The sequence below is a fragment of the Leifsonia shinshuensis genome (assembly GCF_013410375.1).
Lineage (GTDB): Bacteria > Actinomycetota > Actinomycetes > Actinomycetales > Microbacteriaceae > Leifsonia > Leifsonia shinshuensis.
Window position 1 is genome coordinate 259,308 of the sequence record NZ_JACCFL010000001.1, and the last position, 15,310, is coordinate 274,617.

General features: G+C 73.5%; 15 protein-coding genes. 10 read left to right on the forward strand and 5 right to left on the reverse strand.

The annotated features are described in order from the left end of the window. Nucleotides 1–38: 38 nt before the first annotated feature. From HNR13_RS01205 to HNR13_RS01215, 3 genes are read left to right on the forward strand one after another with little or no spacing between them, the layout of a single operon-like run. Complete coding sequence (locus HNR13_RS01205; RefSeq protein WP_179604072.1) at nt 39–1,655, forward strand: PTS mannitol transporter subunit IIBC; 1,617 nt, start codon at nt 39–41, stop codon at nt 1,653–1,655. After that, nucleotides 1,652–2,089 carry a PTS mannitol transporter subunit IIA gene (locus HNR13_RS01210; protein ID WP_179604073.1) on the forward strand — a complete coding sequence of 146 codons (438 nt, stop codon included), beginning with the start codon at nt 1,652–1,654 and terminating at the stop codon, nt 2,087–2,089. The genes HNR13_RS01205 and HNR13_RS01210 overlap by 4 nt, the downstream gene beginning before the upstream one ends. Nucleotides 2,090–2,101: 12 nt before the next feature. Further along, entirely contained in the window at nt 2,102–3,253 is a 1,152-nt protein-coding gene (locus HNR13_RS01215) for a mannitol-1-phosphate 5-dehydrogenase (protein WP_179604074.1), read from the forward strand. A 33-nt stretch (nt 3,254–3,286) separates the two neighbouring features. Here the strand turns inward: HNR13_RS01215 and HNR13_RS01220 are convergent, their stop codons facing one another. Genes HNR13_RS01220 through HNR13_RS01235 form a run of 4 tightly spaced genes read right to left on the reverse strand, consistent with a single transcriptional unit; the run spans nt 3,287 to nt 7,351 of the window. After that, nucleotides 3,287–3,853 (reverse strand): RBBP9/YdeN family alpha/beta hydrolase, encoded by a 567-nt coding sequence (locus HNR13_RS01220; RefSeq protein WP_179604075.1) that lies wholly within the window; start codon nt 3,851–3,853, stop codon nt 3,287–3,289. Then, nucleotides 3,838–5,457 (reverse strand): N-acyl-D-amino-acid deacylase family protein, encoded by a 1,620-nt coding sequence (locus tag HNR13_RS01225; RefSeq protein ID WP_343063395.1) that lies wholly within the window; start codon nt 5,455–5,457, stop codon nt 3,838–3,840. The genes HNR13_RS01220 and HNR13_RS01225 overlap by 16 nt, the downstream gene beginning before the upstream one ends. Further along, on the reverse strand, nt 5,454–6,089 hold the full coding sequence (locus HNR13_RS01230) for a bifunctional 4-hydroxy-2-oxoglutarate aldolase/2-dehydro-3-deoxy-phosphogluconate aldolase (RefSeq protein WP_246312692.1): 636 nt from the start codon (nt 6,087–6,089) through the stop codon (nt 5,454–5,456). Before HNR13_RS01230 ends, HNR13_RS01225 begins: the two co-directional genes overlap by 4 nt. Then, nucleotides 6,086–7,351, reverse strand: a complete 1,266-nt coding sequence (locus HNR13_RS01235; RefSeq protein ID WP_179604076.1) for a type III PLP-dependent enzyme domain-containing protein — start codon at nt 7,349–7,351, stop codon at nt 6,086–6,088. The genes HNR13_RS01230 and HNR13_RS01235 overlap by 4 nt, the downstream gene beginning before the upstream one ends. Nucleotides 7,352–7,493: 142 nt before the next feature. Here HNR13_RS01235 and HNR13_RS01240 point away from each other — a divergent pair, with 142 nt between their 5' ends. The 7 genes from HNR13_RS01240 (at nt 7,494) to HNR13_RS01270 (ending at nt 13,011) form a co-directional block, all read left to right on the forward strand. Continuing rightward, nucleotides 7,494–8,555: a sugar kinase gene (locus tag HNR13_RS01240; protein WP_179604077.1), complete on the forward strand. Its 1,062-nt coding sequence runs from the start codon at nt 7,494–7,496 to the stop codon at nt 8,553–8,555. Next, nucleotides 8,552–9,367 carry an IclR family transcriptional regulator domain-containing protein gene (locus HNR13_RS01245; RefSeq protein ID WP_179604078.1) on the forward strand — a complete coding sequence of 272 codons (816 nt, stop codon included), beginning with the start codon at nt 8,552–8,554 and terminating at the stop codon, nt 9,365–9,367. Before HNR13_RS01240 ends, HNR13_RS01245 begins: the two co-directional genes overlap by 4 nt. Beyond that, complete coding sequence (locus tag HNR13_RS01250; RefSeq protein ID WP_179604079.1) at nt 9,364–9,777, forward strand: RidA family protein; 414 nt, start codon at nt 9,364–9,366, stop codon at nt 9,775–9,777. The genes HNR13_RS01245 and HNR13_RS01250 overlap by 4 nt, the downstream gene beginning before the upstream one ends. Nucleotides 9,778–9,840: 63 nt before the next feature. Beyond that, nucleotides 9,841–10,950, forward strand: coding sequence for a 3-oxoacyl-[acyl-carrier-protein] synthase III C-terminal domain-containing protein (locus tag HNR13_RS01255; protein WP_179604080.1), 1,110 nt, complete (start codon nt 9,841–9,843; stop codon nt 10,948–10,950). Beyond that, nucleotides 10,947–11,477: an isoprenylcysteine carboxylmethyltransferase family protein gene (locus HNR13_RS01260; protein WP_179604081.1), complete on the forward strand. Its 531-nt coding sequence runs from the start codon at nt 10,947–10,949 to the stop codon at nt 11,475–11,477. The genes HNR13_RS01255 and HNR13_RS01260 overlap by 4 nt, the downstream gene beginning before the upstream one ends. Beyond that, nucleotides 11,474–12,517 carry an NAD(P)/FAD-dependent oxidoreductase gene (locus HNR13_RS01265; RefSeq protein ID WP_179604082.1) on the forward strand — a complete coding sequence of 348 codons (1,044 nt, stop codon included), beginning with the start codon at nt 11,474–11,476 and terminating at the stop codon, nt 12,515–12,517. Before HNR13_RS01260 ends, HNR13_RS01265 begins: the two co-directional genes overlap by 4 nt. Before the next feature lie 86 nt (nt 12,518–12,603). Then, nucleotides 12,604–13,011, forward strand: a complete 408-nt coding sequence (locus HNR13_RS01270; RefSeq protein WP_343063396.1) for a ParB family protein — start codon at nt 12,604–12,606, stop codon at nt 13,009–13,011. Nucleotides 13,012–13,124: 113 nt separating this feature from the next. Here HNR13_RS01270 and HNR13_RS01275 read toward each other — a convergent pair whose 3' ends face one another. Further along, nucleotides 13,125–15,251, reverse strand: a complete 2,127-nt coding sequence (locus tag HNR13_RS01275) for a beta strand repeat-containing protein (protein ID WP_179604084.1) — start codon at nt 15,249–15,251, stop codon at nt 13,125–13,127. Nucleotides 15,252–15,310 lie beyond the last annotated feature (59 nt).

A 15,310-nucleotide genomic window follows, 5' to 3' on the forward strand; every position in this document is an offset into this window, starting at 1 on the left:
CTGCCTCGGCAGGACCGACACAGAAACGAGGCACCATCATGACATCGGCGACAGCGACGACGCCGAAGCAGCCCAGCAGCGCTCGCGTCCACGTGCAGCGCTTCGGGACCTTCCTCTCGAACATGGTCATGCCGAACATCCCGGCGTTCATCGCCTGGGGGTTCATCACGGCCCTCTTCATCGCCACCGGCTGGCTGCAGAGCACCGGCTGGGCGATCAACGGCATCCTGGGCGGCTTCGGCGATCAGGCGAAGATCGGCTGGACCGGCGCGGCCACCGTGCTCGCGCAGGACCCCAGCGGCCACACCTTCCAGCAGTACGTGGGCCTCGTCGGCCCGATGATCACGTACCTGCTTCCGCTCCTCATCGCGAACACCGGCGGCCGCATGGTCTACGGCGTCCGCGGCGGCGTGGTGGGCAGCATCGCGACCATGGGCGTCATCGTCGGCTCGAACATCCCGATGTTCATCGGTGCGATGATCATGGGCCCGCTCAGCGCGTGGGTCATGAAGAAGGTCGACAGCATCTGGGAAGGCAAGATCAAGGCCGGCTTCGAGATGCTGGTGAACAACTTCTCGGCCGGCATCGTCGGCATGCTGCTGTCGATCGGTGCGTTCTTCGGGATCGCCCCGCTCGTCGAGTGGCTGAGCGGCGTGCTGAGCAACGCGGTCAACTGGCTGATCTCGGTACACCTGCTGCCGTTCGCGAGCATCCTGATCGAGCCGGGCAAGGTGCTGTTCCTCAACAACGCGATCAACCACGGCGTGCTCACCCCGCTCGGCATCGAGCAGGCGCAGCAGCAGGGCAAGTCCATCCTGTTCCTGCTGGAGGCCAACCCCGGCCCCGGCTTCGGAATCCTGATCGCCTACTCGATCTTCGGCATGGGCATCGCCAAGGCGAGCGCGCCCGGCGCGGCGCTGATCCAGTTCGTCGGCGGCATCCACGAGATCTACTTCCCGTACGTGCTGATGAAGCCGATGATCGTCATCGCGGCCATCCTCGGCGGCATGACCGGCATCGCGATCAACGTGACGTTCAACTCGGGCCTGCGCGCTCCGGCCTCCCCCGGGTCGATCATCGCGGTCCTGGTGCAGGCACCGCTCAGCAGCATCCCCGGTGTCGCGCTCTCGGTGGTGGGAGCGGCGACGGTGTCGTTCGTGGTCGCGTCGATCATCCTGCGAGCCAGCCGCCGCCGCGACATCGCCGCCGGCAACCTGGGCGACCTGAACGCCGCCGTGGCTCAGACCGAGGCCAACAAGGGCAAGTCCTCGTCGGTCCTGGAGGGTCTGGTCCAGGAGGGCGAGCACGACACCGGCGACGCGCAGGGCGACGGCACCGACCGACTGGTGCGCAACATCGTCTTCGCGTGCGACGCTGGGATGGGCTCGTCCGCGATGGGCGCGTCCGTGCTGCGGAACAAGATCAAGAAGGCCGGCGTGGAGGGGGTCACGGTGACGAACCAGGCCATCAGCAACCTCGACGGCTCGGCCGACCTGGTGATCACGCAGCGTGAGCTCACCGACCGGGCCAAGGGCCAGTCGCCGGCCTCGCTCCACGTGTCCGTCGACAACTTCATGAACAGCCCCAAGTACGACGAGGTCGTCGACCTCGTCGCGAAGCAGCAGCAGACCGTTACGGAGGACGCCAGCAAATGACCGACACGATTCTCGACCGGGCGAACGTCGTGGCCGCGGGCACCGCGACCACGCGGGAGGACGCGATCCGGGAGGCGGGTGAGCTGCTCGTGAGGGCGGGCGCCGTGCAGCCGGGTTACGTCGACTCGATGGCGCAGCGCGAGGCGACCGTCTCCACCTTCATGGGGAACGGCCTGGCCATCCCGCACGGCACCAACGAGTCCAAGGACGAGATCGTGCGTTCGGCGCTCTCCTTCATCCGCTACTCCTCGCCGCTCGACTGGGGCGGCGAGGAGGTGCGGTTCGTCGTGGGCATCGCCGGGAAGAACAACGAGCACCTCGACATCCTGAGCAAGATCGCCATCCTCTTCTCGGAGGAGGACGATGTGCAGCAGCTCATCGACGCACCGGACGCGGACGCCCTGTTCGCACTGCTCGGCGACGTCAACGACTGAGGGGGAGCTCGCATGAAAGCCGTCCACTTCGGCGCGGGCAACATCGGGCGCGGCTTCGTGGGGCTCCTGCTCCACGAAGCCGGGTACGAGGTGGTGTTCGCGGACGTCAACGCCGAGCTGATCGAGGCGCTCGACGCGGCGGAGTCCTACGATGTCCACCTGGTCGGCGACGACGCGGAGACGAAGACCGTCACGGGGTTCCGCGCGATCAACAGCGCGACCGCCGAGGACGCGCTGGTCGCCGAGATCGCGACCGCCGACGTGGTGACCACGGCGGTCGGGCCGCGCATCCTGCGCTTCGTCGCTCCGGTGATCGCGCGCGGCCTCGCCGCCCGGGCCGCGGACGCTCCCCGGCTCGCGGTGATGGCGTGCGAGAACGCGATCGGCGCGACCGACCTCCTCGCGGCCGAGCTGATGGACGGCCTCCCCGACGACGACACCCGCGAGGAGCTGGCCGCCCGCGCGGTCTTCGCCAACACCGCCGTCGACCGGATCGTGCCGGCGCAGGCGCCCGACGCGGGCATCGACGTGACGGTGGAGACGTTCTACGAGTGGGTGGTCGACCGCAGCCCGTTCAACGGGAACGTGCCGCCGATCCCGGGAGCGCACTTCGTGGACTCGCTGGGACCGTACATCGAGCGCAAGCTGTTCACGGTCAACACGGGGCACGCGACGGTGGCCTACACCGGGTTCCTCGCGGGAGCGACGATCATCAGCGAGGCGATCGGCATCCCGTCCGTGCTGGAGGCGACGGAGGCCGCGCTGGCGGAGACGTCGGCTGCGCTCAGCGCCAAGCACGGGCTCGACCCGGAGGAGCTGGCGGCGTACCGGGCGAAGATCCTGAACCGCTTCCGCAACCCCTACCTGGTGGACGAGGTGATCCGCGTCGGCCGCGAGCCGCTGCGCAAGCTGGGCCGCAACGACCGGTTCGTCGGGCCGGCCGCCGACTACGTGCAGTACGTGGGTGGCATCCCGGAGGCGCTGATCGCGGCGATCGGCGCCGCGCTGCGCTTCGACGTCCCGGAGGACACCCAGAGCGTGGAGTTCCAGCAGCTCCTGCGCCGCGCGGACCCGGAGGACATCGTCGACGAGGTCATGGGCGTGACGCGCGGCGAGGCGCTCTTCGAGCCGCTCGTGGCGGTCGTGCGCGCCGCCGAGTACTGAGCGGCGAGTACTGAGTCTCCGGCATTCCTCCCGCTAGCGCGGGAGGATCGTGGCCGTCGGGTCGAGGCACCACTCGAACACCGACGGCCACGTTCCGTATCCGGACGCGAGCGTGAGATGGCCGCCGTCCGGGATCGTCGTGAGCGGGAGACCGAGCGGACCGGCGAACACGGCCGCCGCGCCCTCCGGGTTGCACGGGTCGGCGTCGGAGGCGACGATGCGCGTCTCGGCGCCCGGCCGGCTCGGCGCCAGCGCGGCGAACGCGGCGACCTCGGGGTTGTCGAGCAGGAAGCCGGGCGACGGCGGCGCGACGAGCAGGACGCGCTCGACGGCACTGTCGTCGGCGGGACGCGCGCCCAGCCAGAGCATCGCGCCCAGGCTGTGGGCGACGACCGTCACCCGGGCGCCGTCCGCTGCCGCCTCCGCGAGCGCCGCGGCCGCGGCCTCCCGCCAGGCGTCCACCTCCGGCCGCTCCGCATCGGGGAGCTGCGGGTACACCACCCGCTCGCCCCGCGCGCGCAGGGCAGCGGCGAGCTCGAACTGCCAGTGCCCAGGCGGCCGGAAGTTGTCCCAGCCGTGCAGGATCAGGAAGGCGCGCATGAGGCCGAGCGTAGCGCCCGGCCGGGCACGGCCTCCGTCCGGTGTCCTTCCGCGACGACCGGGACCCCCGCGACGAGCACCCACGGGATGCCGGCCGCCTGCCGGCGAGGCTCCTCGAACGTGGCCCGGTCGGCGACGGTGTCCGGGTCGAAGAGCACGAGGTCCGCGACCATCCCCGGCGCGATCCGGCCGCGGTCGGTCAGCCCGAGGCGTGCGGCGGGACGGGCGGACAGGTGCACGATCGCGTCCTCCAGCGTCAGGACGCCCTCCTCGCGCACGTAGTGCCCGAGGTAGCGCGGGAACGTCCCCCACGCGCGCGGGTGCGGCTTGTCGCCCACCAGGATCCCGTCGCTGCCGCCGGTGTGCCGCGGGTGGCGCATCATCGTGCGCACGTTGTCCTTGTCGCCGACGTGCTGGAGGATGCCGGTGCCGAGCCGGTCGGCCACCAGGAGGTCGAGCGCCGCCTCCGCGGGAGGGCGGCCCTGCTCCGCGGCGAGCTCGGCGATCGTGCGGCCGACCCGGTCGGCGAGCGCTCGGTCGCGGACGCCGGAGACCTCGACGGCGCTCCAGTCGACCGGGACGCCGTGCGCGCCGTCGGAGCCGACGACGTCGAGCGCGTGCACGATGCGCGCCCGTGCGACCGGGTCGGCCAGGCGCGCGAGCGTCGCGTCCGGGCCGCCCGCCGCCGCCCAGCCGGGCAGCAGCGCCGAGAGAGTGGTCGATCCCGGGAGGTACGGGTAGGTGTCGAGCGTGATGTCGGCCCCGTCCGCGAGCGCCGCGTCGATCAGGTCCACCAGCTCGCCGGCGCGGCCGCGGTTGACGGCGAAGTTCATGGTCGCGTGGGTGAGGTGGAGGGCGCAGCCGGCCCGGCGCGCGATGGCGATCATCTCGGCGTAACCCGCCAGCGCGCCGGCGCCGTACGAGCGCTGGTGCGGCGCGAAGTACCCGCCGCGGGCGGCGACGACCTCGCACAGCGCGACGAGCTCGGCCGTGTCCGCGAACATCCCGGGGACGTAGCTGAGCCCGGCCGAGAGCCCGAAGGCGCCGTCCCGCATCCCCCGGTCGACCTGGGCGCGCATCGCGGCGAGCTCGGCCGCGGTCGCGGGCCGGTCGTCCGGCCCGACGACGTTGAGCCGGACGGTCCCGTGCGGGACCAGGTACGCGACGTTCGTCGCGCTGCCGCGCCGGTCCACCTCCGCGAGATAGCCGGCGACGTCGGCCCAGCCGACGCCCGGGCGCTGGAGGCCGTTCCAGCCGGCCAGCTGCCCGCGGAGGACCGCCAGGGTCTCGTCGCCCGCCGGCGCGTAGGAGAGGCCGTCCTGCCCGACGACCTGCGTGGTCACACCCTGGCTGACCGCGGCGAGGCCCTGCGGGTCTGCGAGCACGGCGAGGTCCGCGTGCGCGTGGAGGTCGATGAAGCCCGGGGCCACGGCGAGGCCGCCGGCGTCGATCACCCGGGCGGTCGAGGCGTCGATCCCGTCGCCGACCTCCACGATGCGGCCACCGGCGACGAGCACGTCGCCGTGCCGCCCGGGACCGCCGGCGCCGTCGAGGACAAGGCCGCCGCGGATCAGCAGCGGCTCGGGGTCCCTGGCTCCCGTCACGCGGTCGCCGCCCGGCTGAACGCGCGCGCCCGTCCGGTCACCGCCTCCCACGCCGCCGCCTCGATGTCGGCCGCGCTGACCACGCTCGACCCCGCCGTGACGGCCAGCGCGCCCGCCGCCCGCCACTCCCCCGCGTTGCCCGCGTGGAGGCCGCCCGACGGGATGAACGGGATGCCGGGGAACGGCCCGCGCAGGTCCTTCAGATACCCGGGACCGACGGCCGACGCGGGGAACAGCTTCACCGCCGCAGAGCCGAGCTCGACGGCGCGCATGACCTCCGAGGGGCTGAGCGCGCCGAGCATGATCGGCACGCCGGCGTCGCGGGCCACCGCCGCCGCGCCCTCGCTGAGGCCGGGCGTCACCAGGAACCGTGCGCCCGCCGCGATGGCGGCCTCCGCCGTGCGGGCGTCGGTGACGGTGCCCGCCCCGATCAGCGCGCCGCGCGGGTCCGCCGCGGCCGCCGCGATCACCGCCTCCACGCCCGGCGTGGTGAACGTGAACTCGACCGTGCGGATGCCGCCGGCGGCGAGCGCTTGGCAGAGCGCCGCCGGGTCGTCGATGCGCGGCGCCCGGATGACAGCGAGCGTCCGGTCGACGGTGAGGGTCTCGATCAGCATGGGTGCTCCGGTCATCCGAACGTCGTCTCCACGAGCCCGATCACGCGCGGCTCCGGCGCGAGGGCGTCGTCCACCACGGCGAGCGCGCGCCACTTGTCGAAGGTCGTGCAGGGGTGCGAGAGCCCGAACCGGATGACGTCGCCGACCGCCACGGCGGCGTCCTCCGGCACCCGCACGAACGCGTGCTGGTCGTTGAGGGCGGTGACGACGGCCCCCTCCAGCGGCACCGCGGCCGTGGCGCCGAACGGGCGGACGGCCAGCGGGATCGGCAGCCCCTCGTCGTACGGGAGGTCGCGCTTGCCCGCGTCCACGAGCACCAGCCCGGGCTCCGGGTGGGAGACCACGGTCGCCCAGCCGTGGATCGCGGCGTGGAACTCGCGGCCGGCTGCGTTGTGGTGGCCTCCTCCGCGGCGCAACGGGGTGATCGAGCGGTAGAAGCCGTCGTCGTGCGTCACGTACGAGCCCGACCGCAGCAGCACCTCCACCTCGCGACCGTCTCCCCCGGCCGGCGAGCGGCGCGGCGCGAGGACCTCGGCGACCTGGTCGAAGTAGGCGCTGCCTCCCGCGGTCAGGATGACGGGTGCGCCCGGCGGGTACAGGCCCGCGGCCTCGATCGCGTCGTGCAGTGCCAGCAGCTCCTCCAGGTAGGCCTGGACGCGCGCGAGCGACGCCGGCGACGCGTCGTGCGCGAGCGCACCCTCGTAGCCGGCGACCCCGGCGAGCCGGAGGACCGGGGACGCCGCGACCGCCGCGGCCACGGCGAGCGCGGCCTTCAGACCGCGTGCGCCGGTGCGGGCTCCCTCCGCGCCGAGCTCGACCAGCACGGCGAGCGGCCCCGCGGCGCCGGCGCCGGTCAGCGTCTCGGTCATGATCTCGACGGCGCGCGGCGAGTCCGCCCACACCGTCAGCCGGTCGAGGTCGGCGGCGAACGCGCGGAGGGCGGCGGGCTGCACGAGCGCGTTCGCGAGCAGCACCCGCGGGATCCCCCAGCCGAGCGCGACGGACGCCTGCCACGGTGTCGCCACGGTGATGCCCCACGCGCCCGCGTCGAGCTGGCGCTGCCAGAGCTCGCGGCTCATCGTCGTCTTGCCGTGCGGCGCGAGCGCGACGCCGGCCTCCGCGCACCAGTCGGCCATCGTCGCGAGGTTGTGCGCCACCGCGGACTTGCTGAGGGTCACGACCGGGGTCGGGAAGTCGCGCAGCAGGGGGCGGGTGCGCGGGAGGTCGGCCACCTCGGCGGGGCCGAAGCCGAGCGGTACGGCCTTGTACGCCTCCATGCGCTCTCCCGTTCATTGCGTATCGTGCAACGTGCATTGCAGTTTGACTGCCCTCTTGTCTAGCATGAGGCCAGTCGATCGCGAAAGACGGTCGATCGCGAAGGCTCGACCCAGCCCATCGACGATCACGAGAGGACGGCGGATGCCCGCTCCCGCACGCCTGGTGACCATCGGCGAGGCGATGGTCGTGCTCTACCCCGACCACCACCTCCCCCTGGCCGACGCGCACACCTTCGGCTCCGACGTCGGCGGCGCGGAGTTCAACGTGGCGACGACCCTCGCCCGACTCGGCCTCCCCACCGCGTGGGTGTCGCGCCTCGGGGGCGACGGGTTCGGCGACCGGATCCTCGCTGCGGCGCACGAGGCCGGGGTCGACACCTCCGCGGTCGAGCGGGACGCGAACCGGCCGACCGGCCTCTACGTGAAGGAGCCCGTCGCCGGCGCCGGCGGCGTGCGGACCCGGATGCACTACTACCGCAGCTGGTCGGCGGCCTCCGCCCTCGGCGTGGCGCAGCTGCGCAGTGAACCCGCGGCGTCCCTGCTGCGCAGCGCGACCGTCGCGCACACCTCGGGCATCACGCCTGCACTGTCCGCCTCCGCCGCCGAGGTCGCGTCCACGCTGCGCTCGCTCGTCGGCCCGGACACGCTCATCAGCGTCGACCTCAACCTGCGCCCGGCGCTCTGGACCGGGCGCGACCGGATCGCGCTCGACGGCCTGGTCGCCCAGGCCGACCTGCTGTTCGCGGGCCACGAGGAGACCGGCGCGCACTTCGGGCACGTCGACCCGGCGCGTCTGTTCGCCGAGCTCCCGCACCTGGAGACGCTCGTGCTGAAGGACGAGGAGCGCCGCGCCTCCGCCTACCGCCGGGACGGCAGCGAGACGCACGTGCCCTGCCTGACCGTGGAGGTCGTCGAGCCGGTCGGCGCGGGCGACGCGTTCGCCGCCGGGTTCCTCGCCGGCCGCGCCGAGGGACGCGACGACACCGCCGCCCTGCGGCTCGGGCACGCGCTCGCCTCGCTCACGCTCATCGGTCACGGCGACCGGCCGCTGTCCGTCCCGGACCGCGGCGAGCGCGACACGATCTCCGCCGCGGAGGACGCGGTCTGGGAGCACTGGCGCGTCCACCCCGGGGACATCCCCTGGGCCGGTGGACGCGTCCCTGCGGCTTCGCGGGAGGCCGCATCGCCGGAGGCCGCGCCGTGAGCCAGTCCGTCGCCCGCGCCCTCGACCTGCTCGACCTCGTCTCGCGCGGCGTCCGCACGCTCGAGGCCCTGGCCGAGGAGGCCGGCGTGCACAAGTCGACCGTCCTGCGGCTTCTGCAGACGCTGGAGTCGCGCGGGTTCGTCGCGCACGACGCCGGCCACCGGTATCGGGTCGGCCCGGCGGTGTTCGCGCTGGCGTCCGACGCGCTCGACGCCGTGGACGTGCGCGCCGCAGCGTCGCCGACCCTGCGCGCGCTGGCCGCCGAGACGGGCCAGACCGTGCACCTGGCGACGTACCAGGACGGTGTGGTGACGTACATCGACAAGGTGGAGTCGCGGCAGGGGCTGCGGATGTACTCGCGGATCGGCCTCCCGGCGGCGATCCACGCGACCGCGGTCGGCAAGGTGCTGCTCGGCGGACTGGACCCGGCCGAGCGGGAGCGCGTCGCCGCCGGCCTGGACCTCCGCGCCTTCACCCCGCGGACGCACGTGACGGTCGACGGGCTGCTCGCCGACGTCGCGATCAGTGCCGAACGCGGCTGGGCCGAGGACCACGAGGAGCACGAGACGTTCATGAACTGCGTCGGCGCGCCCGTCCACGGGCCGGACGGCCGGGTCGCGGCGGCCGTCTCGATCTCGGTGCCGAACGTGGTCCTCCCCCACGAGGGCGTGCTCGCGCTGCTGCCGGCGCTGCTCGCCGCGACGGCGCGGATCTCCACCGAGCTGGGGGCGCGCACGGCGGCGCCGTCGCCCGCATCCGCACCCAGCACATCCGCACCGACCGCATCCGCAGCACCGAAGGGAACCCCATGACCGACCGCATCGCCGTCAGCACGGCCGACGCCCCCGCGCCCGCGCACACCTTCTCGCAGGGCGTGAAGCGCGGCCCCTTCCTGCAGGTCTCCGGCCAGGGTCCGGTCGATCCCGCGACGAACGAGTACCTGCACCCGGGCAACGTGAAGGCGCAGACCGAGCGCACCCTGCGCAACGTGGAGGCCGTGCTCGCGGCGGGCGGCGCCGGCTTCGACGACGTGATGATGCTCCGCGTCTACCTGACCACCCGCGACGACTTCGCGGCGATGAACGAGGCGTACGGGGAGTTCCTGTCCACCCGGGTCGCCTCCGGCGTGCTGCCCGCGCGCACCACGGTGTTCACCGGCCTCCCGCGCGCCGAGATGCTCGTCGAGATCGATGCGTTCGCTGTTCTATCTTCTGGGGCGTAACCCCGGTCTGACAGTTCACCGCGACCTCCGCCGCGGGAACCACCCCGGTGGTACGTTTCGCTTGTGAGCCGTATCGTCGCCGTGGCGCCTGTGCTGCCCGCCCGCAGCTACAGCCAGGGCGAGATCACGACAGCGCTGCTCGCGATGATCACGACCGACCCCACCCGGCAGGCCGTGATGCGGCGGATCCACGCGGCGAGCGGGGTGGAGACGCGCAGCCTGGTGATGCCGCTGGAGCGCTACAGCGAGCTCGCCTCGTTCCGCGAGTCCAACGACTTCTTCATCGCGGAGGGCACCACGCTCGCCGAGCGCGCGGTCACCCAGGCGCTCGCGACCGCCGGGCTCAGCGCGGCCGACGTCGACTATCTGCTCTTCACCTCGGTGACCGGGATCGCCGCGCCCTCCATCGACGCGCAGCTGGTCCAGCGGCTCGGGATGCGGCCGGACGTCAAGCGCCTGCCCAGCTTCGGCCTCGGCTGCGTCGCCGGAGCCGCGGGGATCGCCCGGGTGCACGACTACCTGGCCGGCCATCCCGGCGAGATCGCCGTGCTGCTCTCCGTCGAGCTCTGCTCGCTGACCGTGCAGGCGCGCGACGACTCGATGGCCAACATCGTGGCGAGCGGGCTGTTCGGCGACGGCGCGGCGGCCGTCGTCATGGCCGGCGACGACCGCGCCCGCGAGCTCGGCCTCCCCGGACCGGAGGTCGTCGACACCCGCAGCCGCATCTACCCGGACACCGAGGACGTGATCGGCTGGGACATCGGCGGGACCGGCTTCCGCATCGTGCTGAGCGCCGGCGTGCCGGACGTGATCGATCGCAACTTCGCGGGTGACGCCCGCGGCCTGCTCGCCGAGCACGGTCTCGCGGTGTCCGACGTGGACGCCTGGGCCGCGCATCCCGGCGGCCCGAAGGTGCTGGAGGCGTTCGCCCGCTCGCTGGACCTGCCCGCTGACGCCCTGGAGGCGAGTTGGCGGTCCCTGGCGCGGGTCGGCAACCTGTCGTCGGCGGCCGTCCTGCACGTGCTGGCCGAGCAGCTGGACGCGCACCCGCCGGGGACCGTCGGGCTGCTGTTCGCGCTGGGGCCCGGGGTCACCAGCGAGCTGGTGCTGCTGCGCTGGGCGGCGGGAGCCCAGGCGGCGGGCGCCGGGAACGCGATCGGCGCCGCGGCGTGATCTGGTACACCGTCCTCATCCTCGCCACCGGGGCCGAACGGATCGCGGAGCTGGTGGTCTCCACGCGCAACGCCCGCTGGTCGTTCGCCCGCGGCGGGGTCGAGTACGGGCGCGCGCACTTCCCGCCGATGGTCGCCCTGCACACCGGCCTCCTGCTCGCCTGCCTCGCCGAGGTGTGGCTGCTCGACCGGCCGTTCCTGCCGTGGCTGGGCTGGCCGATGCTCGTGCTGGTCCTGGCGAGCCAGGCGCTGCGCTGGTGGTGCATCGGGACGCTCGGGCCGCGCTGGAACACCCGCGTGATCGTCGTCCCCGGCCTCCCGCTGGTGCGCCGCGGCCCGTACCGGTGGCTGTCCCACCCCAACTACGTCGCCGTCGTCGTCGAAGGGTTCGCCCTCCCGCTCGTGCACACCGCGTGGATCACCGCGCTGGCCTTCACCGCGCTGAACGCCGTCCTGCTGCTGGGCTTCCGGATCCCGTGCGAGAACCGGGCGCTCGCCGGCGTCGCCGCCGCGTCTGCGCCCGCATGACCGCGGCAGGGCTCGTCGTGGTCGGCGGCGGCCCGATCGGGCTGGCCTGCGCCATCGAGGCGCGGCTCGCGGGGATGGACGTGCTGGTGATCGAGCCGCGCGACGACCCGATCGACAAGGCCTGCGGGGAAGGCCTGATGCCCGGCGCCCTCGCCGCACTGCACCGCATCGGCGTCGACCCGCCCGGGCATCCGCTCGCCGGGATCGCCTACCTCGACGGCGCGAACCGCGTGGAGCACCGCTTCGCCGAGCGGCCGGGGCGGGGCGTGCGGCGCACGGTGCTGCACCGCGAGCTGGCGCGACGGGCCGCCGAGCTGAACACGCGCGTCGTCCGGGGCCGCGTCGCGGGGCTGGAGCAGCGCAGGGACGGGGTGCAGCTGCGGCTGGCCGACGGGGAACTCGTCGAGGCCCCGTGGGTGATCGGGGCCGACGGCCTGCACTCCCCCGTCCGCCGGCTGCTCGGACTGGACGGGCGGGCGCAGCATCCCGTGCGCCGGAGGTACGGCCTGCGCAGGCACTACGCCGTCGCACCCTGGACCGACCTGGTCGAGGTGCACTGGTCGCCCCTCGTGGAGGCCTACGTGACCCCGGTGGACGACCGCACGGTCGGCGTCGCCGTCCTCGGCCCGCGTCCGCTCGACCAGGCCGCCGCGATCGAGGCGATCCCGGCCCTCGGCGAGCGGCTGGCGGGAGCGGAGGCCGTGACGGAGGCGCGCGGCGCCGGCCCCCTCCTGCAGCGTTCCCGGTCGCGGGCGTCCGGACGGGTCCTGCTCGCCGGCGACGCCTCCGGCTACGTGGACGCGCTCACCGGCGAGGGAATGCGCGTGGGGTTCGCGCAGGCGCGTGCCGCCGTCGCCGCTGTGCGGGCGGGGAACACGGAGCAGTACGAGCGGGCCTGGCGGGCCACGACCCGCGACTTCCGGATGCTGACGACCGGACTGGTCGTCGCCGCGCGGTCGTCCTTCCGGCCGCGGATCGTGCCCACGGCGAGCGCCCGGCCGCAGCTCTTCGGCGCGATCGTGGAGCGACTGTCGCGCTGACGCGGATCCCGCTCTGGCCTTCCTGAAGGTCATCACATAGTATGTTGCTGGCAGATCATACATGCGGTATTTTGCGAGGTGCTTTCGTGACTCTTCTCGACCTCCCCACTGTCAGCACGGAGACTCCGGCGGAGGACGCTCCCCCTGCGACGGAGGCGCAGGCCCCGGACATCGCCGGTGAGACCGCGGCCGAGCTCACCGGCTCGCGCGACGAGCCGCTCCCGGAGCCAGCAGGCCGGCCGAACGCGATCGCCGGCGCGCTCACCACCGACCGCCGCACGTCGGTGACGTTCTACCTCTCCGAGACCCTCCGCAACCGAGCGCGCGCCGCCTACCGCTCGACCTCGTTCGAGGAGCGGGACAGCAGCTGGTCGGAGATGCTCAACAAGGCGCTGATCGCCGAGGTCGAGCGGCGCGAGGCCGAGTACAACCGCGGCGAGGAGTACGCCGCCAGCGACGCCCCGCTCACACCGGGACGCCCGATCGGCTACTGACAGGCGCGCCAGGCCCGGGACGCGCCCGGGCCGGGCCGGCCTCTCGGCCGTCCCGGGCCCGTCGCGTCAGGGTTGTCGCTGTCGGGTGTGTGGGAGTCGGCGTTCCGCCTGCGTCACCGGGTGTGGTGGCGACGCTCCCGGTTCGCGGCCCCGAACAGGACGAGCGTGCCCAGCATGGCGAGCAGCGCCCCGATCCCACCGATCGTGAGCGCGTCCGACCCGGTGGACGCCAGGACGGAGGCGCCCGCCGCGGAGTCACCCAGCCCGGCCGAGCCCAGCCCAGCCGAGCCCAGCGCAGCCGCACTCAGCCCTGCCGAGCCCGGGTTCGTCCCGGCCACGCCCTGGCCCCCGACGTCGGTGGAGACGGACTGCCCGCCGCCACCCGTCGAGCCGGTACCCCCGGTCGAGCCGGTGCCACCGGTGGATCCGGTCGTCCCCGTCCCGACCGTGGCGGCGTCACCCCCGACAGCGAGGGAGTTGCCCCCCACCGTCACCGGGAGCGAGACACCGACCGGCGCCTGCAGACCCCCGAGGAGGCCACCGCCACCGGTCGTGTTCAGCGTCGGCAGGATCGAACCGGTCCCGGCCGGAGCCGACGCCGAACCGGAGTTGCTCGCGTTACCGAGGACGGCGACCGAGTTGCCACCCGCCGTCACGGGAGCCGCCAGGTTCACCGGCACCTGAGCGCCGGAGGCGGCACCGTTCGAGCCCGAGGTCGTCAGACCCGGAGTGCTGGAGCCGCCGGCGGTCGACGGCGTCGTGGAACCCGTGTTGCTCGCGTCGCCGAGCACGGCGATGGAATTTCCACCTGCCGTGATCGGAGCCGCAGCTCCCACAGGAACCTGAGCACCCGAGGCCAGACCGTTCGCACCCGAGGTCGTCGCACCGGAGGCGTTCGAGCCACCGGACGCCGGCGCAGCCGTCGAACCAGACGAGGCCGCATCACCCAGCACGGCTACCGAGTTACCGGTCGCCGCCACCGGAACGGCAGCACCGACCGGTACTTGAGTGCCCGAGGCCGCACCGTTCGTACCCGAGGTGGTCAGTCCGGAGGTGTTGGAGCCACCAGCCGCCGGCGAAGCCGACGAACCAGAGCCGGCCGCTTCACCCAGCACCGCCACCGAGTTACCGGTCGCCGCCACCGGAACGGCAGCACCGACCGGAACCTGAGTACCAGAGGCCACACCGTTCGCACCCGAGGTCGTCGCACCGGAGGCGCTGGAGCCACCGGCCGCCGGCGAAGCCGACGAACCAGAACTGGCCGCATCACCCAGCACCGCCACCGAGTTACCAGTCGCCGCCACCGGAACGGCAGCACCGACCGGAACCTGAGTGCCCGACGCGAGGGCGTTCGCACCCGAGGTCGTCGCACCCGAGGCGCTGGAGCCACCGGACGCCGGCGAAGCCGACGAACCGGACGAGGCCGCATCACCCAGCACGGCCACCGAGTTGCCGGTCGCCGCCACCGGAACGGCAGCACCGACCGGAACCTGAGTACCCGAGGCCAGACCGTTCGCACCCGAGGTCGTCGCACCCGAGGTCGTAGCACCCGAGGCAGCCGGAGCACCCGAGGCAGCAGGAGCGGTCGAGGCAGGGTAGAACTGCGGCGGAGCGCTCGCGGACGGGGCGGTGCTGCTCGCGTCGCCGAGGACGGCGATCGAGTTGCCGTTCGCCGCCACCGGAACCGCGGCGTCCACGGGCACCTGCGCGCCCGAGGCCACACCGTTCGTGCCCGAGGTCGTCAGACCCGGGGACGCCGGAGAAGCCGCAGCGGGAGCTGCCGAGGCCACGCCGTTCGTGCCCGAGGTCGTCAGGCCGGCGGCAGGAGCGGCCGGAGCAGCAGCAGGAGCAGCCGCGGCAGGCGCCGCACCCCCGCTCCCGGAGTCCCCCGCCACGCTCGCCGCGTTCCCGGTCACCGTGACCGGAACCGCGACGCTCACCAGCGCCTGATCCCCACCGGCCACTCCACCGAGTCCGATCGTGGATACGGCAGGAGCGGGAGCCGGCGCGGACGCGGGAGCCGCCCCGCCGCCCGCGGACGACGAGTCGCCGAGAACGGAGATGCCGTTGCCCGAGACCGTGACCGGTACCGTGACGCCGACCGCGGCCTGGTTGCCGGAGGCGACCCCGCCGGTTCCGTCGGTCGTCGTTTGCGCGGCGTTCGCCGCCGCTGTTCCGGCGAGCCAGAGCCCGCCGACGCAGAGGGTGAACCACAGCCCTCTGGAGACGTATTTGTTCATCGATCAGCCTTTCGAGTCGAGTGTGCTGCTCCCGGGCGGGAGCGCAGGATCGTGTTCTG

Bases quoted from the DNA above. Each gene is read 5' to 3' on its own strand.
- HNR13_RS01205 (WP_179604072.1), top strand. From the start codon at position 39: ATGACATCGGCGACAGCGACGACGCCGAAGCAGCCCAGCAGCGCTCGC.
- HNR13_RS01210 (WP_179604073.1), top strand. From the start codon at position 1,652: ATGACCGACACGATTCTCGACCGGGCGAACGTCGTGGCCGCGGGCACC.
- HNR13_RS01215 (WP_179604074.1), top strand. From the start codon at position 2,102: ATGAAAGCCGTCCACTTCGGCGCGGGCAACATCGGGCGCGGCTTCGTG.
- HNR13_RS01220 (WP_179604075.1), bottom strand. From the start codon at position 3,853: ATGCGCGCCTTCCTGATCCTGCACGGCTGGGACAACTTCCGGCCGCCT.
- HNR13_RS01230 (WP_246312692.1), bottom strand. From the start codon at position 6,089: ATGACCGGAGCACCCATGCTGATCGAGACCCTCACCGTCGACCGGACG.
- HNR13_RS01235 (WP_179604076.1), bottom strand. From the start codon at position 7,351: ATGGAGGCGTACAAGGCCGTACCGCTCGGCTTCGGCCCCGCCGAGGTG.
- HNR13_RS01240 (WP_179604077.1), top strand. From the start codon at position 7,494: ATGCCCGCTCCCGCACGCCTGGTGACCATCGGCGAGGCGATGGTCGTG.
- HNR13_RS01250 (WP_179604079.1), top strand. From the start codon at position 9,364: ATGACCGACCGCATCGCCGTCAGCACGGCCGACGCCCCCGCGCCCGCG.
- HNR13_RS01265 (WP_179604082.1), top strand. From the start codon at position 11,474: ATGACCGCGGCAGGGCTCGTCGTGGTCGGCGGCGGCCCGATCGGGCTG.
- HNR13_RS01275 (WP_179604084.1), bottom strand. From the start codon at position 15,251: ATGAACAAATACGTCTCCAGAGGGCTGTGGTTCACCCTCTGCGTCGGC.